The 24,341-nt window shown below is 60.1% G+C and carries 19 protein-coding genes; 9 read left to right on the top strand and 10 right to left on the bottom strand.

The genetic code is table 11. The annotated features are described in order from the left end of the window. Positions 1-37: 37 nt before the first annotated feature. Positions 38-1,819 (top strand): aminopeptidase P family protein, encoded by a 1,782-nt coding sequence (locus tag HK26_RS03865; protein WP_086638538.1) that lies wholly within the window; start codon positions 38-40, stop codon positions 1,817-1,819. Positions 1,820-1,917: 98 nt separating this feature from the next. Beyond that, positions 1,918-2,949: an isocitrate/isopropylmalate dehydrogenase family protein gene (locus HK26_RS03860; RefSeq protein WP_086638537.1), complete on the top strand. Its 1,032-nt coding sequence runs from the start codon at positions 1,918-1,920 to the stop codon at positions 2,947-2,949. A gap of 78 nt (positions 2,950-3,027) precedes the next feature. Here HK26_RS03860 and HK26_RS03855 read toward each other — a convergent pair whose 3' ends face one another. From HK26_RS03855 to rpsD, 4 genes are all read right to left on the bottom strand, one after another. Beyond that, the gene (locus HK26_RS03855; RefSeq protein ID WP_408736079.1) at positions 3,028-4,860 is read right to left on the bottom strand and encodes an FUSC family protein; all 1,833 of its coding nucleotides are present in this window, start codon (positions 4,858-4,860) and stop codon (positions 3,028-3,030) included. A gap of 203 nt (positions 4,861-5,063) precedes the next feature. Next, positions 5,064-5,969 (bottom strand): LysR family transcriptional regulator, encoded by a 906-nt coding sequence (locus HK26_RS03850; protein WP_086638729.1) that lies wholly within the window; start codon positions 5,967-5,969, stop codon positions 5,064-5,066. Positions 5,970-6,067: 98 nt separating this feature from the next. After that, positions 6,068-7,615, bottom strand: a complete 1,548-nt coding sequence (locus tag HK26_RS03845; protein ID WP_086638535.1) for a peptide chain release factor 3 — start codon at positions 7,613-7,615, stop codon at positions 6,068-6,070. 100 nt (positions 7,616-7,715) lie between these two features. Further along, positions 7,716-8,333: a 30S ribosomal protein S4 gene (gene rpsD, locus HK26_RS03840; protein ID WP_025824941.1), complete on the bottom strand. Its 618-nt coding sequence runs from the start codon at positions 8,331-8,333 to the stop codon at positions 7,716-7,718. A gap of 300 nt (positions 8,334-8,633) precedes the next feature. Here rpsD and HK26_RS03835 point away from each other — a divergent pair, with 300 nt between their 5' ends. After that, positions 8,634-9,164, top strand: a complete 531-nt coding sequence (locus HK26_RS03835; protein WP_086638534.1) for an HdeD family acid-resistance protein — start codon at positions 8,634-8,636, stop codon at positions 9,162-9,164. A gap of 31 nt (positions 9,165-9,195) precedes the next feature. On the opposite strand, the gene HK26_RS03830 is transcribed toward HK26_RS03835, so the two are convergent. Then, positions 9,196-11,871 carry a cation:proton antiporter gene (locus HK26_RS03830; protein ID WP_086638728.1) on the bottom strand — a complete coding sequence of 892 codons (2,676 nt, stop codon included), beginning with the start codon at positions 11,869-11,871 and terminating at the stop codon, positions 9,196-9,198. Positions 11,872-12,126: 255 nt separating this feature from the next. Here HK26_RS03830 and HK26_RS03825 point away from each other — a divergent pair, with 255 nt between their 5' ends. From HK26_RS03825 to HK26_RS03820, 3 genes are read left to right on the top strand one after another with little or no spacing between them, the layout of a single operon-like run. After that, entirely contained in the window at positions 12,127-12,366 is a 240-nt protein-coding gene (locus tag HK26_RS03825; RefSeq protein ID WP_143296284.1) for a hypothetical protein, read from the top strand. Continuing rightward, positions 12,356-12,529, top strand: coding sequence for a hypothetical protein (locus HK26_RS13410; RefSeq protein ID WP_180539301.1), 174 nt, complete (start codon positions 12,356-12,358; stop codon positions 12,527-12,529). The genes HK26_RS03825 and HK26_RS13410 overlap by 11 nt, the downstream gene beginning before the upstream one ends. After that, on the top strand, positions 12,516-14,225 hold the full coding sequence (locus HK26_RS03820) for an ABC transporter substrate-binding protein (RefSeq protein WP_086638532.1): 1,710 nt from the start codon (positions 12,516-12,518) through the stop codon (positions 14,223-14,225). The genes HK26_RS13410 and HK26_RS03820 overlap by 14 nt, the downstream gene beginning before the upstream one ends. Positions 14,226-14,311: 86 nt before the next feature. On the opposite strand, the gene pstS is transcribed toward HK26_RS03820, so the two are convergent. From pstS to rpmI, 5 genes are all read right to left on the bottom strand, one after another. Next, a complete protein-coding gene (pstS, locus tag HK26_RS03815; RefSeq protein WP_086638531.1) occupies positions 14,312-15,349 on the bottom strand; it encodes a phosphate ABC transporter substrate-binding protein PstS in 1,038 nt (345 codons plus the stop codon). A 29-nt stretch (positions 15,350-15,378) separates the two neighbouring features. Continuing rightward, positions 15,379-17,838 (bottom strand): phenylalanine--tRNA ligase subunit beta, encoded by a 2,460-nt coding sequence (gene pheT / locus HK26_RS03810; RefSeq protein ID WP_086638530.1) that lies wholly within the window; start codon positions 17,836-17,838, stop codon positions 15,379-15,381. Between the two features lie 4 nt (positions 17,839-17,842). Beyond that, positions 17,843-18,913 (bottom strand): phenylalanine--tRNA ligase subunit alpha, encoded by a 1,071-nt coding sequence (pheS, locus tag HK26_RS03805; protein WP_086638529.1) that lies wholly within the window; start codon positions 18,911-18,913, stop codon positions 17,843-17,845. 154 nt (positions 18,914-19,067) lie between these two features. Beyond that, the gene (gene rplT / locus HK26_RS03800) at positions 19,068-19,427 is read right to left on the bottom strand and encodes a 50S ribosomal protein L20 (RefSeq protein ID WP_025824929.1); all 360 of its coding nucleotides are present in this window, start codon (positions 19,425-19,427) and stop codon (positions 19,068-19,070) included. Positions 19,428-19,441: 14 nt separating this feature from the next. Further along, the gene (gene rpmI / locus HK26_RS03795; protein WP_086638528.1) at positions 19,442-19,642 is read right to left on the bottom strand and encodes a 50S ribosomal protein L35; all 201 of its coding nucleotides are present in this window, start codon (positions 19,640-19,642) and stop codon (positions 19,442-19,444) included. Positions 19,643-20,177: 535 nt separating this feature from the next. On the opposite strand from rpmI, the gene HK26_RS03790 reads away from it, so the two are divergent. The 3 genes from HK26_RS03790 to HK26_RS03780 are packed head-to-tail and all read left to right on the top strand — an operon-like array spanning position 20,178 to position 24,327. Continuing rightward, positions 20,178-21,506 carry a c-type cytochrome gene (locus tag HK26_RS03790; RefSeq protein WP_086638527.1) on the top strand — a complete coding sequence of 443 codons (1,329 nt, stop codon included), beginning with the start codon at positions 20,178-20,180 and terminating at the stop codon, positions 21,504-21,506. 21 nt (positions 21,507-21,527) lie between these two features. Then, entirely contained in the window at positions 21,528-22,004 is a 477-nt protein-coding gene (locus HK26_RS03785; RefSeq protein WP_025824926.1) for a (2Fe-2S)-binding protein, read from the top strand. Next, positions 21,997-24,327, top strand: a complete 2,331-nt coding sequence (locus HK26_RS03780) for a xanthine dehydrogenase family protein molybdopterin-binding subunit (RefSeq protein WP_086638526.1) — start codon at positions 21,997-21,999, stop codon at positions 24,325-24,327. The genes HK26_RS03785 and HK26_RS03780 overlap by 8 nt, the downstream gene beginning before the upstream one ends. Positions 24,328-24,341: the final 14 nt, after the last annotated feature.

Here is a 24,341-nt window from a genome sequence, read left to right as displayed (position 1 = left end):
GCCCGCACCTCTTTTTCCCCAATAACGGAGTAGCACCTTGGCCTCCTCATCCATGAACAGACTGACCTCTCTTCGCACCCTGCTGCGCCAGAATGGACTGGATGGGGTGATTATCCCGCACGGGGATGAGTTTTTGGGCGAGTATACCCCCGCCTGCGCACAGCGACTGGCATGGATCAGCGGTTTTACAGGCAGTGCTGGCGCCGCCATTGTTCTGGCGGGTAAGGCGGCCGTTTTTTCCGACGGGCGCTACATCACCCAGATGGACCAGCAGGTGGACGGTACCTGCTGGGAACGTGTGCATGGCGGGCAGGTACCGCCTGCCACATGGCTGGCCACCAACGCCCACCCCGGCGCAACAATCGGCTATGACCCACGTATTATGAGTGCCGCAGAGCTGGAGCCATACCTGCAACACAGCCAGCTTTGCCTCACCCCTACACCGCACAATCTGGTGGATGCGCTGTGGCTTGACCGCCCTGCCCTGCCCGCTGGCCCCGCATTTATTCACCCGCTGCACCATGCGGGGGAAAGCTCCGCCAGCAAACGCAGCCGCATTGCCCATGACCTGCGCACTCTGGGGCAGGATGCAGCCGTGCTGAGCGATTCCGCCTCCATTGCATGGCTGCTCAACATCCGTGGTGCGGATATTCCCTGCACACCCGTGGTGCTGGCTTTTGCCATCCTCCATGCTGATGCAAGCGTTGACCTGATTATTCAGCCCGACAAAATTCCCGCCGATGTGCTGGCGTGGCTCGGCGCAGACGTGCGCATACATGCCCCCCCGGCACTGGAGCAGGTTCTGGCAACACTTGGCGGGCGCACAGTGGGCGTGGACCCGGCGAGCAATGCCGTCTGGTTTACGCAGGCCCTGAGCCACCACAGCGCAACCGTTGTCCCCACCCCCGACCCGTGCCTGCTGCCCAAAGCATGCAAAAATGCGGTTGAACAGCAGGGCATGCGCGCCGCCCACCTGCGTGACGGCGTCGCCCTATGCCGCTTTTTGCACTGGATGGACACCCACGCCACCACCACAACCGAACTGGACGCCGCCCACCAGCTCGCTGCCTTCCGGCGGGAGGCACCTGAGTATGTGGAGGATTCGTTTACGGCCATTTCTGGCGCGGGGCCAAATGGCGCTGTGATCCACTACAGCGTAACCGAGCAGAGCAACCGCGCCATAAACCCAGACGAGGTGTACCTGATCGACAGCGGCGGCCAGTACCCCGATGGCACGACCGACGTCACCCGCACACTCTGGACTGGCCCAGGCACACCGCCAGCAGCACTCAGGGCAGCCTTTACCCGCGTGCTCAAGGGCAACCTGCGCCTTGGTCATGCGCGCTTCCCCGCAGGGACCAAGGGCCATGCGCTGGATGCGCTGGCACGCTACGACCTATGGCAGGCCGGGCTGGATTTTGACCATGGCACCGGCCACGGAGTAGGCAGCTTTTTATCTGTGCATGAAGGGCCTGCGCGTATTTCCAAGGCACCATCCACCATTGCCCTGCGTGCAGGCATGGTCCTGTCCAACGAGCCGGGGTTTTACCTACCCGGTGCTTATGGCATCCGGCTGGAAACCCTTGTGCTGGTGCGTGAACCCACACACACGGACTCCGAGCGGTCTTTTCTGGAATTTGAAACGCTGACACTGGCGCCATTTGACCGGAAACTGATCGACCCCGCCCTGCTAGGCGAGGCAGATACCGCCCTGCTGGATGGCTACCATGCAGAAATCTTGCAACAGATTGGCCCATACCTGCCAGCAGATGCACAAAAATGGCTGCAAACGGCCTGCGCACCCCTCAACAAGGCGTGATAGCAGACGTTTGCCACCAATGGTCACGTAAATGGGAATCGCCTGAGCGCGCAAAGAAGCGCAGAACAGGCACCGAAGTTGAAAGGGAGCTTCTCAGAATGACAGCACATAGCAAGACCATTCCCGCCACACTTATTCCCGGTGATGGCATTGGCCCTGAAATTGTTGAATCGGTTATAGAAATTCTGGACGCGGTTGAGGCCCCGTTTGTATGGGACCGTCAACTGGCCGGCATGGCTGGTGTAGATGCGGTTAACGACCCACTGCCCAAGCAGACCATTGAGAGCATCCGCCGTACGGGCCTTGCCCTTAAAGGCCCGCTGACCACACCTGTTGGTGGTGGCTTCAAGTCCATCAATGTTACGCTCCGGCAGGAATTCGGGCTGTTTGCCAACCTGCGCCCCACCAAGACCATTGTCCCCGGTGGCCGGTTTGATGACATTGACCTCGTTCTCTTCCGCGAGAACCTGGAAGGTTATTACGCCGCCATGGAGCACTACATTCCCGTGGGTGAAGACCCCAAGGGTATTGCTCTGAGCTCCGGCTTCACTTCCCGTGCGGAATGCCGCCGGATTGTCAAATACGCCTTTGATTATGCCGTAAAAAATAACCGTAAAACGGTTACAATCGTGCATAAGGCCAACATCCTCAAGCTGCTGACCGGCCTGTTCCTTGAGGAAGGCCGCAAGGTTGCTGAAGAATACAAAGGCCGCATCGCCTTTAACGAACGAATTGTAGACGCCTGCGCCATGCAGCTTGTCATCAACCCGTGGCAGTTTGACGTTGTTGTCACCACCAACCTGTTCGGCGACATCCTGTCCGACCTGACTGCTGGTCTGGTGGGTGGGCTTGGCATGGCTCCGGGCGCAAACATTGGCGAAAAAGCTGCCGTGTTTGAAGCCGTTCATGGCTCTGCCCCCGACATTGCAGGCAAAGGCATTGCCAACCCGCTGGCCCTGCTGCTGGCTGCGGTCATGATGCTGCGCCACGTTGGCCACGACAAGCAGGCTGACCGGATTGACGCTGCGATTAAAAAAGTCATTACCGATGGTGGCGTCCGCACCAAGGATCTGGGCGGCAACACCACCTCCAAGGAACTGACGGCAGCACTTAAGCAGGCCCTGTCCTAAGGTCCATGCAAGCCTTGTTGCTGCGAGGATACCCGGCAGCAACAAGGCGGCAGAGGGGGTGCTCCGGCACCCCTTTTTTTATGGCAGGTCCACAGGCTGCGCACACGCCAGTAGCCGGAGGCTGACCAGAGCATGCTCGAATATTTCCTGCTGCTGCGGGGGCATATGCGCAACCTGCCGCTCCAGCCAGCGTGCGGTAGAGGCCGCCTGCCGGGTTACCAGTACGCCGTCATCATGCTCCCAATGCCGTAAAAACGCCCGCAGGGCGCGTTGCACGGCTGGCGGGGTCGTGGGAGCCAGCGCCAGCTCGCGCAGCAGAATAACATGCATGCCACTGACCATGCCCGAGAACTGCTGGCGTGCAAAAGCATTGCGCCGTGGCAGGGCAATACCCTGCGCATTGCGCATAATGCGCACCAGACTGTCCGCATTGCCCGATAACCACTGGTAAACCGACACCCGGCTGTTGGCCGACGCCAACCCCTGCAACTGCCGGCTGCTCCAGCGCGCAGTACGCAGCATGTGGGAATCCGGCCTAAAAGGCAGAACCGTGCGGTACGTCCACCCTGCCACCAGCACAGCCCCCAAAAACGCAAGAGAGGCGTTGAGGAACGAAACCTCGTCATATCGCCCCTGATTATTCGGCCCCATCAGGACTGGCAGAAACATGTTGAACGAAAAAGCATAGCCCGCCGTAGCCGGGTTGCGCGCAGCCAGCCCCCCTATGACCATAGGCACCATCATCAGCAGGACCAGCATTTCCGGTGTGTTCAGCGCGGGCAATACCAGAGTGACATACACCCCGGCTACCAGCACACACCACACTGCCCCCCTGAAAAACGGGGCCGAGGCCACAACAGGGTTTTCCCGCGTGGCCAGCAGCCCATACACCAGTGCGAGCAAAGACATGAAGGTCGGCCCCGAAGGCCATGCCGTGACCTCCCACAGCAGCCAGCCGACCAGAATACCCGCACACGCCCGGACCCCGTTTTCCACCGCCTCCAGCGCATGCCTGCGGGAGCGGATACGAAAGCGGAAGCGGTCACCCCGCCTGTGGGTCAGACATGCCTCCACATGCTCGCGAATGGCCCATTCGTCCTTACGGATAGACGTTGGCACCTTGTCTGCTGGCAGCAGTTTAAGGGTCGCCAGCCCTTCCGCCCGAGCCAGCAGGACCAGCAGGCCTGCGAGTGCCGCACGGGCATGGTCAGCCATATGCCCGTAGCCGCCTGCCTCCAGCGCATCATATTCAATACGGCTGCCTGCTGCCGTCAGTTCGCCCAAGAGCGGGCTCTGGTCCAGTTCCGTGGTGGGGTGCCCTTCCACCAGACAGTCCACCCGTTTGCGCACCAGTGCCTGCGCCGCATCCAGCCGGGTTTTAAGCCGCGCACGCGCACGGGCATGCAAACCGGGCATAAACAGCAGCGCCAGCAGCGCCTCGCACACCACACCGAGCACAATATAGGTGCCGCGTGACAGCGCGATATCAAAGACCTGATCGGGTTGCATAATGGCCCCGGTCGCCACAATGGCCGAGGTAAACCCGGTCAACACCAGCCCGTAGGCTTTATAACCTTCCAAAAAAGTGGCCATGCCGCAGCACAGGCCAATCCAGCATGCCAGCACACCAAAAAACAGGGCCGGACTTTGCGGCAAAGCGGCTATAAGCCCCACAGCCACGCAGCAGCCCAGCACCGTGCCCGCAATACGCCAGCGTGCCTTGGACAGGCTCTCCCCCCGGGAGGACTGCGCAACGACCCACACAGTCAACGGCGCCCACTGGGGGCTGTCCATTTCCATGCCCATAGCAATGACGAGGGACAAGCCTGCGGCAAAAGCCGAGCGGACGGCAAAAGCCACATCTCCCCACGATGGAGCCAGCAGCCACTTCAGCTTACCCGAGGACTGCATACCCAGCGCCTGCCCAAGGGCAAGTAAGTACGCACCCCCGAACCGATGGGCCGGGGGCATGCTGGCATCGGGGTCCATATTGCTCATGATGCGTTGTACTCAGCCAGCAGAGGAAAGCCGCACGATGTTCAGGCAGCCTCTATAAGTCCAAGCGATTGTTCTGATAAAATCATAAGCACTGCTTATAATGAAGGCACCATCTGCTAAGTGGCGTAAATGTTATCCAGCTCCAGAGCAGTGGCAACATGCCACAGCCGGGTAAGCAACGCGGTGGAATTGGGCTGGTTCAGGCGCAGCAGGCCGACCTCTGGCGCGGGAGAAGGGTCAAGCCTGCGCACCTGCAATGGCCCGAGCGCCCCCACACGTTCTGGCAGGGCGGAAACAGGCATGACCCCGGCAACCTTACCCGCCATAATTTCCGCATGCAGCAATTCCAGCACATTGGTTTCCAGCATAACGCGGGGGGCCACCCCAGCCTGCGCAAAACAGGCGTCCACCAGTTGTCTGCTGTGCATGTTGCGGCTGAGCAGGCCCAGCGGCAGGGCTGCCGCCTGCTGCCACCCGCACTCCCGCCCAACAGGCAGGGGGATGGATGGCGCTGCAATCAACACATATTGCTCTGCATACAGGCGCTGGACTTCAAATGGTCCATCCTTGGGCACCTGGTCCAGATACATCAGCCCTAACTGAATCCGCTGTTCCCTGAGCTGGTGCAGAATTTCTGCATTGGGGTACACGGTCACCTCAACCCGCAGGGCTGGCACAGCGCTACGAAAATGCTCCAGCAGCAAAGGCACAACCTGTACCCCCTGCGGCATAACGCCAATGGAGACAAAACCACCAGCCACATCCTGTGCAAAGGCAGCCTCCTGACGCAGGCTCTCCAGATCCGCCAAGGTTTTGCGTGCCCAGATCAGAACACGCTGCCCTTCCTCCGTCAGCCCGAAAAAGCGACGGTTGCGGTTGATGATGGTAATGCCCAGCTCATTTTCCAACTGCCGGATAGCGGACGACAGAGCAGGCTGGGAGACGCCACATGCCTGTGCCGCGCGGGAAAAATGGCGGTGCTGCTCCAGTGCGATCAGGTAACTGAGTTGCCGCAAAAACACCTGTGCGTCCGCTCCCCCACATATGGGTGGCAGGTGTGCCGCCTGCCCCACCCAAGTTTTTTTAACTCATGCCCCAACATGCACAGAGGCGGATCAGCCTAGCCGATTTCAATCCCGATCTGTTTGATGTCATGGAACCTGATGTCGGGGTTCTGCTCCTCGGTCCGGCGCATCATGAAGTTGGATGTCGCCAGAAAAACCGGGTCATCATCCAGATCATCCGCCATGGCCGAGCGGTTGGATGCGGTAAACGCCTCAATTTTATCACGCGGGCCGGTAATCCAGCGGGCAAGGGAGAAGGGTGTGGAATCAAAGCCAATACCAACACCGTATTCTGCCCGCAGGCGGGCCTGCAACACGTCAAGCTGGAGTGTACCCACCACACCCACAATGGGGGGGGCGCCATCTTGCGGCCTGAAGAGCTGGACCACCCCTTCCTCCGCCAGTTGCACCAGAGCCTGCTTGAGCTTTTTGGCCTTCATGGCATCATCCAGCCGCACCCGGCGCAGGATTTCGGGGGCAAAATGAGGTACGCCCGTAAAGCGGATATCTTCGCCCTCGGTCAGCGTGTCCCCAATGCGCAGGGTGCCGTGGTTGGGAATGCCCACCACATCGCCCGCAAAGGCTTCTTCAGCCAGATGCCGGTCCTGAGCAAAAAAGAACTGGGGCGTATGGACGGCAAAGCTCTTGCCCGTGCGGGTGTGCCGGAGCTTCATCCCCCGCGTCAGCCTGCCCGAGCAGATGCGGGCAAAAGCAATACGGTCACGGTGGTTGGGGTCCATGTTGGCCTGAATTTTGAACACCAGCGCCGTCATGCCCGGCTCATCGGCCGTTACTGTCCGGTTTTCCGCCGCCTGCGCACGGGGAGACGGGCCAAAAGCCACCAGCGCGTCCAGCAGGTCGGTCACACCGATTTCCTTAATGGCGCTCCCAAAAAAGACCGGGGTCAGATGGCCCGCATCAAATGACTCGCGGTCAAACTCCGGCAGGGCAGCCTCTGCCAGCTCCAGCTCCTCACGCATCTGCGTCAGCCGCTCATCACTCTCCGCCAGCGGGGTAAGGGTGTTGAGTTTGCCGTTAAGCAGGTCATACGTGCCCACAAAGGTGGCGGCACGGCCAACTGGCCATGTGGCAGGGCATGTGTCCAGCGCCAGAGAGGACGCAATTTCGTCCAGCAGGGCAAAGGGGTCCTGTGCCTCGCGGTCCATCTTGTTGATGAAGGTGACAATGGGAATATCGCGCAGACGGCAGATTTCGAACAGTTTGCGTGTCCGGTCTTCTATCCCCTTGGCGGCGTCAATCACCATAACTGCCGAGTCAACGGCTGTCAGGGTCCGGTAAGTATCTTCGGAGAAGTCTTCATGTCCGGGTGTGTCCAGCAGGTTGAACACGCAACCGCCGTAATCAAACGTCATGACCGAGCTGACAACGGAAATCCCGCGATCGCGCTCAATGGCCATCCAGTCCGAGCGTGTGCGGCGGCGTTCGCCCTTGGCCCGCACGTTCCCCGCCAGCTGAATGGCACCACCGGCACGCAGGATGCGCTCGGTCAGTGTGGTTTTACCGGCGTCGGGGTGCGAGATGATCGCAAACGTACGACGGCGGACAATTTCCTTACCCAGTTCAGGATTGGCGGTATCAGACATAAATCAGTTCCGGAGCATCTGGCATGAATAAAAACGGCAAACGCCGGATGGAGAGAAAACCCCTCCACCCGGCGTCCACAGGTCGAACCGGAGTTCCCGATTAACGGGAGTAGAATTCGACCACCAGGTTCGGTTCCATCTGCACCGGATACGGCACATCGGAAAGCTGCGGGCCACGCAGGAACGTGCCCTTCATCTGGCGATGATCGACTTCCATGTATTCCGGCACGTCACGCTCGGCGGACTGTGTTGCATCCAGAACGATGGCAAGCTGCTTGGACTTTTCGCGCACTTCGATCACGTCACCATCTTTAACGATGTAGGACGGGATGTTCAGCTTGCGGCCGTTGACCAGAATGTGGCCATGGCTGATGAACTGGCGAGCCGCAAACGGGGTGATTGCGAACTTCATGCGGTAGATCACCGCGTCCAGACGACGTTCGAGCAGGTTGATCAGGTTTTCAGACGTATCGCCTTTGCGACGCACGGCTTCCTGATAGTAACGGCGGAACTGCTTTTCCGTGATATTGCCGTAGTAGCCCTTGAGCTTCTGCTTGGCCATCAGCTGGACAGAGAAGTCGGAAGGCTTGCCCTTGCGGCGCTGACCATGCTGACCCGGACCGTATTCACGACGGTTAACAGGGGACTTTGCACGGCCCCACAGGTTTACGCCAAGGCGGCGGTTAATTTTATATTTGCTCTCAAGGCGCTTGCTCATAGTGCGCTCTTCATCTCTCAACAGGCGGGCTGGGAGAAACAGCCCGTCATTACACCGGTAGTCTCCGTCCACCACGGATCGGAGCGGGCGCATACCGCATTACCAGCAAAAAGGCGCTGGCCGGTCTGTCCACATTCCCGGCAATGGCCGCAGGATTTACGAGAACACTCCCGTCATGTCAACCAAAGCCACGTCAACTCGCATGGATTTAGGCATGACGCACCGTTTTTGCTTTGTATTAACCTGTGGCACCATACTATCAGAGCACCATACTTTACTCTGGCTGCAAGGATAAACTCCATGCCATTCGCACATAAATGGGCCTTCTTTGTTGCATTGGGCATTGCACTGGTCATACTCGGCTTTGTTGCCTGTATTGATGCGGTGTCCGTAACACTCGCAAGCACCATGTTCATTGGGGGCCTGCTTATTTTTGCCGGGATCATGCAGGGTGTACATGCCCTTGCAGTCAAGGACTGGGGCGGCTTTCTGTTCTCCCTGCTCTGTGGCGGACTTTACATTATTGCAGGCGCGCTGCTGATCAAGGAGCCTGTCTCCGGCTCCGTGGCCATTACGGTTTTTGCGTCTGTCTGTTTTATTGTTGTGGGCGTTCTGCGCGCGGTCATGGCGTTGCAGTACCGCGGCCTGCCGGGCTGGGGCATTATTCTGGCCAGCGGGCTGATCAGCCTTGCGGTTGGCGTGTGCCTGTACATCAGCCTGCCGTGGTCTGGCCTGTGGCTGATTGGCACCTTTATTGCGGTTGAGCTGATTGCCAGCGGCATTGGCTGGGTGCAGTTCGGTCTGGCCCTGCGCCAGAGCAACGCGCGCTAAAGCAAAGGCCACATGGGCAGGCGTGGAATACTTACTCCACGCCCGCATCTTTATCCAAAGATGCCCCCTGCCCGGCACTGCCTGCATCAGGCGCATGCGTCTGGTGTGGGCTGTCTGGCGGCATAAGGGCCAGTACCTCCCGCTCCGGAGCCAGCAGGGCGCGGGCGGCCAGACCATCCTCATCCATAGCCGCAATCTTGCGTTTTGGCAGGAGTGATGTCGGGCGTTCCCCGGCCTCCCTTTTACGCAGGATGGTCTCAATATTTTCCAGCACAACCGGGTAGTCATCAACCAGACGCTTGAAGCGTGATGCCTTGATGGCCATAAAATGCCCGAACTGCACGGCGCGCACATTGCCCACACACCGCCAGCGGTTCAGGGCCTCCTGCGCGCCAAGCAGATCCCCTGCCCCGTACAGTTCATCCACACCTGCCACATGCGCTTCCACCAGCCCCGCGCTAATGAAGTAGACATAGCGCATCTTCTGCCCCTTGCGGCACAGCAGTTCCTGCGGTGCAACAAAGCGCAGGGATGTGGTGGTCGCAAGGTCATGCAGTTCCGCCCCCGGCAAGCCACGGAAGACGGCGGCATTTTTAATTCTGTCCTCAATCCCGCTACGCAGGTCAAAGCTCAGCCGCTTGTTCAGGCGGTGCCTGCGCCGCTCCAGTTCCTTGAGCAGTTCGCGGTTAAGCTCATCACTGATCAGGGATTCAGAGAGCAGGGTATCGTATTCCTCCCCTTCCAGCCGCAGGGCGATCTGGCGGAAAATACGGTTTTCCAGTGCCTCGGCATAACCGTGGTAATGCAGACGCAGGGTTTCCAGCGCCTCATCCAGCAGCTTGCGCTGGCGTGAGAGCACTTCGGCCACAATTTCCCCAATACGGCTGCCCAGCGTGGGCTCAAGCCGCTCGCGCATGAACCGGGTGAGCGAAATGGAAATAAAATGCGCCACCATCAGCATTTCAAACCGTTCAGCCATGCACAGCATCAACGGCCTGTCCCAGCGCAGGTAATTATGCACCCACTGGGCCAGATCAAACCGGAAGGACGGGCTGAGCCTGCGCCGCAAAGCGCGCACATAGCCCAGACGCCCTTCCAGCCTTGCGCCATCAATAGCCGCTTCGGACGAGCGCAGCAGGGTTTCCATCACCCTGCGTGACAGGCCCTGCATGCGGAACAGGTCCAGCAGCAAGGAGCGTTCCTGACTGGCAATGGTGATCAGCGCCAGATTAACGCGCTGCGTATCGGACAGAGCCTGATCGAACACGTTGGCGGCCTGTTCCTCCACCGCGCGGCGTGCGATCTGCTCAATGACCGGGCGTGTGGCATCCGCGCCAAAACCCAGTTCCCCCCCCAGTTTTTTGGCACGCTCGCGCACATTGCCCAGACCAATGCCCAGAACCTGATGGCGCATAGCCTCATCAATGGGAGAAAGCTGATCCAGCTTGAGGAACAGGACAAGCGAGCGCAGGGTGGTGCCGTTAACAAGCAGGGTTATCAGCACAAAGCCTGTGGCAATAATACCTACAAAATGGGCAATGGGTGTTGCTACATGCTCGTTTTCCGTTACGGCCAGCGCAAGGGCCAGCGTAATGGCGCCGCGCAGCCCACCCCACACCATTGTCACCTTAAACGGCGTGGGCACGGGGGGCGACAGGCGCGACCACGCCAGCAGCGGCAGCATACCAAACACCACGGCAGCACGGGCTGTAAGCCCTGCGACGCTGGCAATCAGAATAAGAACCCAGTCCCAACGGGTCATGCCCACCAGTAGATGTGGCACCAGCATGGACGCCAGCACAAACACCAAAGACCCCGCCCAGAACACCAACTGCTGCCACAACTGGTTAAGGAACAGCCATGTCTGGGGCCGCACGGTTGATGGCCCGTAAACAGAGAGCGTCAGCCCCGCAGCCGCAGTTGCCACCACGCCCGATACACCCAGAAACTCATCTGACAGGATGTACACAACATAGGGCAGCGCAACACTGAGCGTAATTTCGGCAGCGGAACTGCCAATGGCCGACATCATAACCAGCGTAAGCCGCCCGCACAGTACCCCGACCACCAGCGCGCTCGCAAAGGAGACCACGAACGAGATCACGGCATCCCCCGGGTGGATGGCGCGGTGCAGTGTTACCGAGGGCAGCAGAATGGAAAAAATGGAAATGGCGGCCGCGTCATTCAGCAGCGCCTCGCCTTCGACCAGCCGGGTCAGGCGGGTGGAGGCCCCGATATCGCGGAAGATGCCCGCCACGGCGGACGGGTCCGTTGTGGCCACAATGGAGCCCAGCAGCAGACAGACAACAAGCGGCATACCCGCAAAAGGAAACAGGGCAAAGCCGATCAGGGCGGTGGACAGAGCCACCGCCACCACGGCCAGCAGCAACACAGTTGCCGCCTCGTGCGCAAGGCGGCGCACATCAATGGCCAGCGCGCCCTGAAAAACCAGAACAGGCAGAAAAATCAGCAGGAACGACTCACTGCTGATGGGAAAATCGAGCAGGGTTTCGGCAATACCACTCAGGGCGGGCGCATAGGAGGTCCGCAGGGCAAAATCGGCCAGAGAGCCAATAATAATCCCCACAATGGCCAGCAGCACCGTCTCGGACAGCTCAAGCTTGCGGGCAATGGGCTGTACGGCACTGACAACAACCAGAAGAAGCGCAATTACAAGTAGTATCGCAGCCAGACCCGTTACCGCCATACCCATGCCTCTCTTTCCAAAACCTGCCGGATTCTGCCCTTGCTAACACAATGATAAGGCAAGGAAATGGCAAATACGTCTTTCTGCCTCTGCTTGTAACAGGCCAGAGCCGAGCATGCCACACCCGCAAGCACCAGACACGAACATGCACACACCGCATACCTGCCGCATTTGCCAAACCGGCAGCCCCCATCAGCCATGAGCGCGCACCACACCGGGCAAGACTTTGCGCCCGAAAAAATTAGGCGTATGCTCATGAGCATGAAACAGATGACGCTCTCCCCGCTTCGCCTGGCCCTGTTTGCATGTGTCCTGACTGGCCTTTGCGCCTGCGCCGAAGACCCAGATGCGCATTATTACCGCCCACACCGGCACATGGGGCAGGCCGCCCCCGACTGGTACAGACCACCCGCAACACCGGCTGGCTCCACCGCGCGCAATAACGCCCAGCGGCAACCCGACAGCAACCCTCAGGCCCTTCAATATGACCGATAAAGACAAGACCGAAAAAGTTGTCCGCATTGCCATTGTTGCAGGGGCCGTGATGGTGGGCGTTATTGTGCTGTGCACCATGTACTCGGGTTTTTCTGCCCTGATGACCGGACAACCCATGCCCGGACAGCCTGCCCAGACCATGGGCCAGAATGAAGGCCATTAAAGCGCGCGTCCTTCATGCTTTAATGGGGGGCTTTACGCTCGCCTGCCTGCTGGCCAGCCCTGCGTTTTGCGCACCAGCAATTCCCCCTGACCTGCCACAGCCCGAGCATGCTGGCGGCACACTCAGGCTGGTTGCCACATCCTCTGGCGGCACGCTGGACCCCCAGATCAACTACACCGGCAAATACATCAACCTGTTTGCCAATGTGTATGATGGGCTGACCACATTCCGCAAAGTTACAGGCCCGGCGGGCAAGGACGTTGTGCCAGATCTGGCAGAAGCCCTGCCCACCCCACAGGACGGCGGGCTGACCTACAGCTTTACGCTGCGCCCTGACATTTACTTCTCCAACGGGCAGCGCGTCACCACGGCGGATGTTGTGGCCTCCTTCCAGCGGCTTTTTCGTATTGGCGCTCCAACGGCGGGGGCTTTTTACGGCGCAATCGCAGGAGCCGATGCCTGCCTGCGCACCCCGGCTACATGCACACTGGAACACGGGATAGAGGCCGATGCCCCCAGCAGGCGCATAACCTTCCACCTGACCCACCCCGATGCGGAGTTCCTGCAAAAACTTGCCTTTACGCACGCCGTTATCCTGCCAGCCAGCGCCCCTGCGCGTGATACCGGCAACATGCCCCTGCCCGGCACCGGCCCATACAGGCTGGAGGCCTACAACCCCAACAGCTTTCTAACCCTTGACCGCAATCCGGCTTTTCATGTCTGGAACCCACAGGCACAGCCCGCAGCTTACCCCGAGCGGATTGAATACACCTTTGGCATACCCGAAGAAGCCGCCGTCACAGCCGTAGAAAACGGCCAGTATGACTGGATGGCCGACACCATTCCCCTTGACCGGTTGGGGGAACTCGGCGCCCGCTTTGCCGCGCAAACGCACGTCATGCGCCATGCCTCGCTCTACTTTTTGCCCATGAACATGCATGAGCCCCCTTTTACGGACATACGGGTGCGTCAGGCCGTCAACTACGCGCTCAACCGCAAGGCCATGGTGATCCTTTACGGTGGCCCCGGCATTGCACGCCCTCTGTGTGGCCTTATTCCCTCCATTGTGGACAGCGGTGAGCCGCAATGCCCCTATACGCGCGGGGCCTCACCCCACGCCCCCGCTCCCCGGTGGAGTGCCCCCGACATGCCCACCGCACGCCGCCTTGTGCAGGAAAGTGGTACCATGGGGCAAAAGGTCACGCTGGTTGTCGCCAACACCAGCACGGATATGGCCATGGGCACCTGGGTGCGCGACATGCTCCAGAACCTTGGGTACCAGGCCGCATTGCGCCCGCTAAGCAGCAGCCTGCATCTGGCGTATATCCAGAACACGGACAACCATGTGCAGATATCCCTGACAAGCTGGTCAGCGGATTACCCGTCCCCCTCCAACTTTGTGGATGCATTGTTCGGGTGTGAAAACTTTCATCCACATTCCGATAGTTCCATCAATATTCCGGGTTTTTGTAACCCGCAGGCGCAAGCCGTTATGGACCGGGCCAAAACCGATACTGACCTGAACACCATACAGCGCAACCTGCTCTGGCAGGAAGCCAACAGGCTGGTCATGGAACAGGCACCCGCCGCTCCGGTGATTGAAAAAGACAATGTGGTGCTGACATCCGCCCGGATGCGGAACTTTTTTTACACCGATGTCAACCAGCTCCTGTTCTCACAGGTCTGGTTGCACTGAATGGGGTCAGGCAGTGTTATCCACAGAATCTGTGGATGAAATACAGGACAAGTGTGGAATGAACGCGGGATAAACCCGCCAACGCTCTACTCCGCCCCCAGCCGCCTGAGCGCCAGCGCCCGGATCCGCTCCGGCAGCGGCACATAATCAAGCTGACTGGTTACAGCAGCCCCTTCCACCAGACCCCACCGGAAAAAGCGCCGCACCGCTGCGCCTTCGTTATCGGACGTGGCCGTAGCAGGGAACAGCACATAGGTTGTGGTAATAATCGGCCAGCTCTGCGCCCCCGCCGCATCGCTCAGGGCGGCTGTCAGGTCAGTCTCATCCCACTGGGCGGCCTGCGCTGCCTGCGCAAAACTCGTCACTGTCGGGCTGACAAAAACCCCGGCGTGGTTCTGCATCTGCACAAGTGCCAGATGGTTCCGTTCGGCATAAGCATATTCAAGGTAGCCAATGCTGCCTGCGGTATTGCGCACATAGGCGGCAATGCCGTCGTTACCACGTGTACCGGCACCGGCGGGCCATGCGACCGAAGTCCCTTTGCCCACGCCCTCCTTCCATTCAGGCGAGACATGGGCAAGGTAGTCTGTAAAAACATATGTGGTGCCAGAACCATCCGCACGGTGTAATGGCGCAATGACCTGATCAGGCAGGTGCAGGCCGGGGTTAAGGGCCATAATCTGCGGATCATTCCACTGCGTAATGGTCCCGGCATAAATTGCCGCCAGAACAGGCCCGCTCAGGCGCAAATCCCCGCTGGCAATACCGGGAACATTGGCCGTAATCACCACCCCGCCAATGGCTGTTGGTACCTGAAGCAGGTTGCCTGCCTTCAGCCGTGCCGGAGCCATAGGGGCATCGGATGCCCCAAAATCTACAGTCCCTGCCAGAATCTGGTTCTGCCCGGCACCCGATCCTATGGTCTGGTAATTGACCAGCACATCCACCGAAGCAGGCGCTGCCGCAGACCACGCCTGATACAGGGGCGCGGCAAAGCTGGAGCCTGCCCCCGTAACCTCCTCCGCCCGTGCCGTGGCGGACAAGGCCAGCCCACCACACAGCAGCAGAGCAACAAACCCGGCCCTGAACGGGGAACGCGCGGTAGCGGAGGAATAACAGGCCATGATCTGCTCCTTATGCGGCCGGTGTCTTGTTAGCGCAGAACGCCGCCCGTTGCCTTGCCAACAGCCGCGACAATACGGTCGGACACGGCCTCAAGCTCCGCATCTGTCAGGCTTTTGTCGGTTGGCTGGAGGGTGACTTCCACCCCGACCGAGCGCATGCCTTCTGCCACATGCGGGCCTGTGTATATGTCAAACAGGCTGACATCGCTCACAAGCTGGCGGTCCGCCCCGCGCACGGCACGCAGCACGCTTTCCACCGGAATATCCTGCGCAAGCACAAACGCAAAATCACGCCGCACAGGTTGGAAGGCAGAAAGAGCAGGTGCGCTTTTCTTCTTCTTTTTGGGCTGCGGTACGTTTTGCACAAACACTTCAAACGCCACCACCGGCACATCAATATCGGCCGCCTGCAACACCGAAGGATGCAGCTCGCCAAAATACGCCAGAATGTTCTTGGGCCCCTGCCGCAACACGCCGGAACGACCGGGGTGGTACCATGCTGGTGCATCCGCCGTGGTTGTTATGGCATCGGAGTTGACGCCAAACTGGCGCAGCAGTTCCAGCGCATCCGCCTTGGCGGCCCAAAGGGAGACAGCATTGCTGGCCATGCCGGGGTAACGCTGCGTGTGGCCTGCGCGCACACCTGCGGCCAATGTCTGCTGTGCAGCCTCCGCAAAGGCCGGACCAATTTCAAACAACCCGATATCACCCCAGCCACGCACGCTGTTGTGCCGGATCGCCGCGACCAGATTAACCAGTGGTGTCGGCCGCATCTGGTCCAGATCGGAGGCAATGGGGTTGAGCAGGCGCAGGCTTTCGGGCGCGCCGCCAAAATGTACGGCCTCCTCGTGTGAGACAAAGGAAAAACCCACCGTCTCCGTTAACCCACGCGCGGCCAGCACGCGGCGTGCCAGCGCAAACCGCCCCTGCGCAGGGGTAAGGGAAGCACCGGGTACCACGCTAATGGGCGGCAGCGGCACGGCAGGTACTGCATCCAGCCCTTTGAGCCGCAGAACCTCCTCAACCAGATCGCTCTCGGCCTCAATGGTTGCAACACCCTGAGCCGCCTGCGCTGCCACATCGGCTGGCAGGCTTGCACCTTGTGACAGAACAGGAGCCTGCGCCACGTCATTACGCCATGCAGGCACGGCACATTCCACCTGTTCTGCGGTACGTGCCCGTACCTCAAAACCCAGTTTTTCCAGCAGCGCCACGCTCTCGTCCGCAGGCACGTCAAGCCCGCCGAGGTCACGCACACGGTTAAAGCGCAGGGTTGCCGTGCGCTGCCATGCAGGCTGCTGCCCGGCGGAGACAACTTCGCTGGCCCGACCGCCACACAGCTCAATAATCATACGGGTTGCGGCCTCAAGAGCCGCCACGGGCAGGGCCTGATCCACGCCCCGCTCAAAGCGGTAGCTGGAATCGGACGACAGGCCGAGCCTGCGGCTGCTCAAAGCCACGCGCACGGGGTCAAACAGAGCGCACTCCACGAACACATCGGTCGTGCTCTCGGTGGCACCTGTTGCCTCCCCCCCCATAATCCCGGCAAGGGACTGCACACCATTCTGGTCCGCAATCACGCAGTCTTCGGCCGTGACCGTGCATTCCTGCCCGTCCAGCGTGCGGAAGGTCTCGCCCGCGCCACGGCACAGGGTCAATTTGCCGCCTGCAATTTTGCCCGCATCAAACACATGCAGGGGGCGCCCCAGATCAAAGCAGAAGTAGTTGGTAATATCGACCAGCGTGGAAATGGAGCGCAGGCCAACACTTTCCAGCCGGTTGCGCAGCCATTCCGGGCTGGGACCGTTTTTAACACCGCGAATGGTCCGCCCCAGTACCCACGGGCAGGCTTCGGGGTAGGTAATGGCCCACTCCACGGGGGAGGCAAACGTCCCCTCCACCGTTTCGGCCAGCCATGGGCGCAATGTGCCAAGGCCCGCAGCCGCCAGATCCCGCGCAATACCACGCACACCCAGCGCATCACCCCGGTTGGGGGTAATGGCAATGTCGATCACCACATCATCCAGCCCGGCAAAATCGGGGTAGGACTGGCCGGGGAGTGTATCGGCTGGCAGCTCGGCAATACCGCTGGTTTCTTCCCCCAGCCCAAGCTCACGCAGGGAGCACAGCATGCCCCCGCTCAGCTCGCCCCGCACCTTACCGGCCTTGATGGTCACATCCAGCCCCGGCACATAAGCGCCCGGTGGTGCAAAAATGACCGCCAGATCCTTGCGCGCATTGGGGGCACCGCACACGACCTGCACGTCCGAAAAGCCCGGCCCGGCATCAACCCTGCAAACCTGTAGCCGGTCCGCATTGGGGTGGGGCTGCGCGTCCAGAATGCGGGCCGTCAGGAAAGGTGCCAGAGCTGCGCCCTTGTTCTCGACACTTTCCACCTCCAGACCGATCTGGTTGAGCGTTGCACAGATTTCGGCCAGCGTTGCCTGTGTTTCCAGATGGTCATACAGCCATGACAGCGTGAACTTCATACTCTCACACCCCTTCGTGCAGCAGTGCGGGTGCGAGCGGGTCTGCCCCGTAATGTCGCAGCCAGCGGATATCGCTTTCATAGAACGAGCGCAGGTCGGGAATGCCGTTCTTCAGCATTGCCAGACGCTCGACCCCCATACCAAAGGCAAAGCCCTGCCACTCGCGCGGGTCCAGACCGCAGTTGGCCAGAACGCGCGCATGCACCATGCCTGCCCCCAGCACCTCCAGCCAGTCTTCCCCTGCCCCGATCTCACCCGTTTTGCGTGACCAGCCGATATCCACCTCCAGCGAGGGTTCGGTAAACGGGAAGTAGGAGGAGCGGAAGCGCACCGGCAGGGACGGCTTGCCAAAGAATGCACGCAGGAACTCGATCAGGCAGCCTTTGAGGTGCCCAAGAGTAATCCCCTGCCCCACAACCAGACCTTCGCACTGGTGGAACATGGGGGAGTGCGTTGCATCGTGGTCCGCGCGGTAGGTGCGGCCGGGTGCAATAATACGGATGGGGGGCTTTTGCCCAAGCATGGTGCGGATCTGCACGCCCGAGGTCTGGGTACGCAGTACGCGGGTCACGTCCAGCCCCGGAGAGGGCGGGAGGTAAAACGTGTCGTGGTCGGTTCTGGCGGGGTGGTGGTCGGGCGTGTTCAGAGCCGAAAAATTATGCCAGTCGGTCTCGATATCCGGCCCTTCTGCCACCTGAAAACCCATAACGCCAAAAATGGCCGTCATTTCCTCAATCGTGCGGCTGATCGGGTGGATATAGCCTGCAACTTCCGCCGGTGGGGGGGCGGTAACATCCAGCCGTTCCGCAATCAGGCGGGCCTGCAGGGCCGCCGCTTCCAGCTCGCGCCCGCGTGCTTCCACAGCCTGTGTCAGCTCGTCACGCAGCCGGTTGAGCGCAACGCCACGGGCCTTGCGTTCATCGGGCTGCATTTTCCCCAGTGCTTTGAGCAGGCCGGTCAGCCGACCGGATTTGCCCAGAGTGCCAACGCGCACGGCATCCCATGCCCGCAGGTCTGTGGCACCCGCCAGTTCCGACAGGACGTCCTGCCGAAGAGTTTCTAGATCGTCGCTCATGGAACCCCGCGCTGAGGAAAAAATGCTACCGGGCGGATACAGTCTTCCACGAAGGGAGAAAACCCCCCAGAGCCAAAAACCATCCGCCCAAAAACAAAAAGGCCGCCCGGTAATGGACGACCTTCTTGTAAACCGTATCAGCCAAAAACGGCAATCAGGCAGCCAGAGCGGCCTGTGCCTTTTTAACGATTTCGGCAAAGGTTGCTGCGTCATCAAATGCGATGGCGGCCAGAACCTTGCGGTCGATCTCGATCCCTGCCTTGGCCAGACCGTTGATGAAACGGCTGTAGGTCAGGCCGTGTTCACGCACGGCGGCGTTAATACGCTGGATCCACAGAGCGCGGAATTCACGCTTCTTGTTGCGGCGGTCACGATATGCGTACTGGAGCGCCTTTTCCACGCGTTCCAGAGCAATACGATAGTTGGTGGAAGACCGGCCGCGGTAACCCTTGGACAGTTCCAGAACTTTTTTGTGGCGTGCGAGTGTGGTTACACCGCGTTTGACACGTGCCATATCTCAGATGCTCCTTAAAGCCCGTAGGGGGCCCACTGCTTAACCGTACGGCCGTCCTGCGGCTGAAGAACCTGCGTGCCGCGAGCGGAACGCTTCATCTTCTGGGTACGCTTGATCATGCCGTGACGCTTGCCGCTCGGACCGGAGAGCACCTTGCCGGTCGCGGTGATTTTAAACCGCTTTTTGACCGACGATTTGGTCTTCATTTTGGGCATTTCTTTACTCCTGAACTACGCTGGACATAACCGCCCGCCCCCAAACAGGGTTGAGCGGCTTCTGCACGGCCAGGCATGCCCCACAGGCCCGGTCGCGTGCGCGAATGCGCTTCCTTAAAAGAAAGGTGCGTTGCTTTCAACCCTTACCTTGCAACAAATGTGCAACACGGCCAGCGCCCGATTCTTCGACCGGTCGGATTCTTTACCCCCACACGCTCACCGGAACGCCCCGGCACATCCCCACACCTTGAAGAAAATGCATGACGTGCATGCAAATATCCGCCTATCTATATCTTGTGAAATATAGATAATTCTCAGAAAAAGCCGTTTTTTGTAATATTCTTGCGATATATATAAATCATATACACGCTTCCGTGTAATAACGCGGGATCTATGCGTTTATCTGCGATGCAAATCCAGATAAGACTGGTCCCCAATCAACGACAGACCGCAGATGCTGTTCCTCTGGCTGTGTTGGGCAGACTTGATCCATCTGCCCGCCAGACGGGACGTTTACACATAAGGTGGGGATAGAGTGATCAAACGTCTATTAGCAGGAGCCGCCGCCATTGGCGCCATAGGTGGGCTGGGTTTTCTTTATTATGCCTGGTACCCACCCATAGAACCGGTTGAGCCCCCCGATCGTGGCAGCTTTTCCGCCGAGCAGATTGAACGCGGCCGCATTGTGGCAGCAGAAGGATACTGCGCGGAATGCCATACCCGCACCGACAACGGTGGCGGCCCGGAACTGGCCGGGGACTATAAGATGGATACCCCGTTCGGGGCCATCTACTCCTCTAATATTACACCAGACCCGGAAACCGGCATTGGCAACTGGTCGGAAGAAGCCTTCCAGCGCGCCATGCACCTTGGCGTTTCGCGCAAGGGCGTACATCTGATTCCGGCCTTCCCGTTCGATCATTTCACCAAAATGACCGATCAGGACGTGTCTGATCTTTACGCTTACCTGATGACACGCCCCGCCGTGCATATGACGCGCCGCCCCAACGAGCTGCCCTTCCCACTCAGCCTGCGCCTGCTGCAGGCCGGGTGGAAGCTGCTGTACTTCACGCCCGGTGTGTACAAGCCCGACCCACGGCATGATGCATTGTGGAACCGTGGCGCTTACCTGTCCGAAGGTAATGCACATTGTGGCGCCTGCCACACCCCGCGTGACTTCATGGGGGCGGAAAAGAAGAGTGCTCCTTATGATGGCGCCGTGGTGGACAACTGGATTGCCCCACCGCTGAACGAGCATAACCCCACCCCCACCACATGGACCGAAGACGAACTCTTCCAGTACCTGCGCTTTGGCGTGGCTCCGTTGCATGGCCCGGCTGGTGGCCCCATGTCCCCCGTTCCGCACCGCTTCCTCTCCACCGTGCCGGAAGAGGACGTGCATGCGATTGCGCATTACTTTGCCGATGTGGACCACGCTGCCGAGCGTGAAAAACACGACAAGGCCGCCCTTGCCCGCGCCATGGAACAGTCCAAGATCGATCTGGTCGGCCCCACTGTGGACCCGGACGCCAAACTCTATCAGGGCGCATGTGCGGCCTGCCATTACAACGCAGCCCCCTCCCCCGTGCTTGGCCGCCCCGATCTGGCGCTGAACAATGCGCTGTGGCTGGACGAGCCGACCAACCTCTATCAGGTCATCCTGCATGGTCTGACGGCGGAAGAAGGGCAGACCGGCGTTGCCATGCCCAGCTTCTACAATGCCCTGTCCGACCAGGATATGGCACGGATTGCAGCGTATCTGCGCCGCACCCGCACCACCCTGCCGCCATGGACTGATCTGGAAAAGAAAGCAGCCGCAGTGCGCAAGACCATTACCACCATTCCTGTCAATTCATCGCACTAAGCACGGACCACGGAGCACGAGATGGTAAAATTCAAACTCAATGGCCGTGACGTGACAGTCGATGTGCCAGACGACACCCCCCTGCTGTGGGCACTGCGCGATGATCTTGATCTGACGGGCACAAAATTTGGCTGTGGCGTTGGCCAGTGTGGTGCCTGCACCGTTCTGGTTGGTGGCCGGGCAACCCGGTCGTGCATTACCCCGCTCAGTTCGCTGGAAGGGGCAGACGTCACCACGATTGAAGGGCTGGACCCCAACGGCAAGCACGCCGTGCAGGAAGCATGGAAGGACATTCAGGTTCCGCAGTGCGGGTACTGCCAGTCCGGCCAGATCATGCAGGCGGTCAGTCTTCTCAAGGACTACCCAGACCCAACGGATGAGGAAATTGACGGCGTTATGGGCGGCAGCCTGTGCCGCTGCATGACCTATGTCCGCATTCGCAAAGCCATTAAAAAAGCAGCTGCCGCCCTGCGCAAGGAGGAGGCATCCCATGGGTAAGCTTGAACGTATTGCCGCACAGCAGGACCGTGCCGCAGGTCTTGGGCCTTCACGCCGCAGCTTTCTGCTGACTGCCGCAGGCTCTGCCTTTCTGTTCGGGTTTGCCCGTCAGGGCCGCGCTGCACAGGTTTACCCCCAGAGCGCTCCCGCCGCTTTAAAGGAAGCAGGCGCGTTTGAGCCTACAATCTGGTGTTCCATCGCACCCGATGGGTGGGTGAACGTCAACATCATCCGTGCGGAAATGGGCCAGCACATTGGCACGGCCCTTGCCCGTATTATTGCGGATGAAATGGAAGCCGACTGGGACAAGGTCCGCATTACCTACGTGGATACAGACCCCAAATGGGGCCTGATGGTGACCGGTGGGTCATGGTCCGTGTGGATGACGTGGGACCAGTTCCGTCAGGCCGGTGCTGCGGCACGCACGGTCATGGTGGAACAGGGCGCCAAGCTGCTGGGCGTTGCCCCCGCCGCCTGTATTGCCCGCAATGGCAAGGTAATCGCCGGGAACCGCTCCATCAGCTACGGCGATATTGTCAGTCGCGCACACCCGACCAAAACCTACACGCCAGAAGAAATGGCCAAACTGCCGCTCAAGCCTGCCTCCGAGCACCGGCTGATCGGCAAGGATGTCAAGGCGCTGGATATTCCATCCAAAACCGATGGCACGGCCATTTACGGCATTGACGCCAAGCTGGACGGCATGGTGTATGCCCGCCCCAAGCTGCCCCCCACGCGTTATGGCTCCAAAGTTGTCTCGGTTGATGACAGCGAGGCCAAAAAGGTCAAAGGCTATATCCGCTACATTGTGCTCGAAGACCCATCGGACACCGTTCCGGGCTGGGTTGCGGTGCTGGCGTCCTCCTACCCTGCGGCCATCCGTGCGACAGACGCGCTCAAGGTCGTGTGGACACCGGGCAAGACCGCCAATGTAACCGAGCAGGACATTCTGGACTACGGCCGCAAGCAGATCGCCAACAAGGCCGGTGGTTCGTGCGTGTTCAACGACCCCGGCGTGGACGAGACATTCGCCAAAGCTGCCAAGGTGGTGGAGCAGACATACACCTGCTCCTCCGTGCTGCATTACCAGCTTGAACCCATGAACGCGCTGGCCCGCCAGCACGAGGGCAAGTGGGAGGTCCATTGCGGCAACCAGTGGCAGTCGCTCTTCCTGCCCGTGATTGCCAAGGCTCTTCAGGTCCCTGAATCCGAAGTGGTCATGCGCAGCTACCTGCTGGGTGGGGGCTTTGGCCGCCGCCTGAACGGCGACTACGCAGTGCCTGCGGCCCTTATTTCCAAGGCCATTGGCGGCAAACCGGTCAAGCTGATCCTGACCCGCTCGGACGATGTGCTGTTTGACTCCATCCGCTCCCCATCCGTGCAGACGGTCCGTGCGGCACTGGGCCAGGACGGCGCAATTACCGCGTGGCAGCACCATGCCTCCGCTGGCTGGCCAACCCGTGTTATGGCCAGCGCGTTCATGGAAAAAGGCGTGGATGGCAAGCCCTATGACCAGTTTGCCATCGCCGGTGCCGACCACTGGTACGATGTCGGCCCCATGCGGGTGCGGGCACTGGACAACGAACTGGCGAGCGAGACCTTCCGTCCCGGCTGGCTGCGCTCGGTCAGTTCCGGCTGGACGCCATGGGCGCATGAAAGTTTTCTGGACGAAATTGCCCATGCGCGCAAACTGGACCCCGCGGACTACCGCCTGAGCCTGCTGGACAGCAAAGGCCGCAATGCGGGCAGCAGCCCCAACTCGGTCGGTGGTGCCAGCCGTCAGGCCAATGTGCTGCGGCATCTGGTGGAAAAATGTGGGTACGGCAAGGTCTCCCTGCCTGCCGATACGGCCATAGGCATTGCCACCACCTTTGGGCAGGAACGCGCCATGCCCACATGGACCGCAGGGGCCGTGCAGGTGCATGTGGACCGCAAGACGGGCGTTGTGACCTGCCAGAAAATCTGGCTGGTGCTTGATGCAGGCACCATTATCGACCCCGATGGTGCAGCCGCACAGACCGAAGGCGGTGCACTGTGGGGGCTGAGCATGGCCCTGTTTGAAGGCACGGAAATTGTGGACGGCAACGTGCGCGACCGCAACCTGAACACCTACACCCCCCTGCGCATTGCCGATGTGCCGGAGATGGATGTGGAGTTCCTGCCCAGCACGGAAAAACCCATGGGTCTGGGCGAACCGGGCGTGACCACCATTGCCCCTGCTGTAGGCAATGCCATTTTCAACGCGGTTGGTGTACGTCTGCGCCACCTGCCCATTCGCCCGGCGGATGTGCTCAAAGCGCTGAAGGAAAAAGGGAACGCCTGACCCACAGGCCTCCT

Source organism: Acetobacter okinawensis, from assembly GCF_002153655.1.
Taxonomy (GTDB): Bacteria; Pseudomonadota; Alphaproteobacteria; order Acetobacterales; family Acetobacteraceae; genus Acetobacter; species Acetobacter okinawensis_A.
This window is presented reverse-complemented; position numbering and strand designations above follow the sequence as displayed.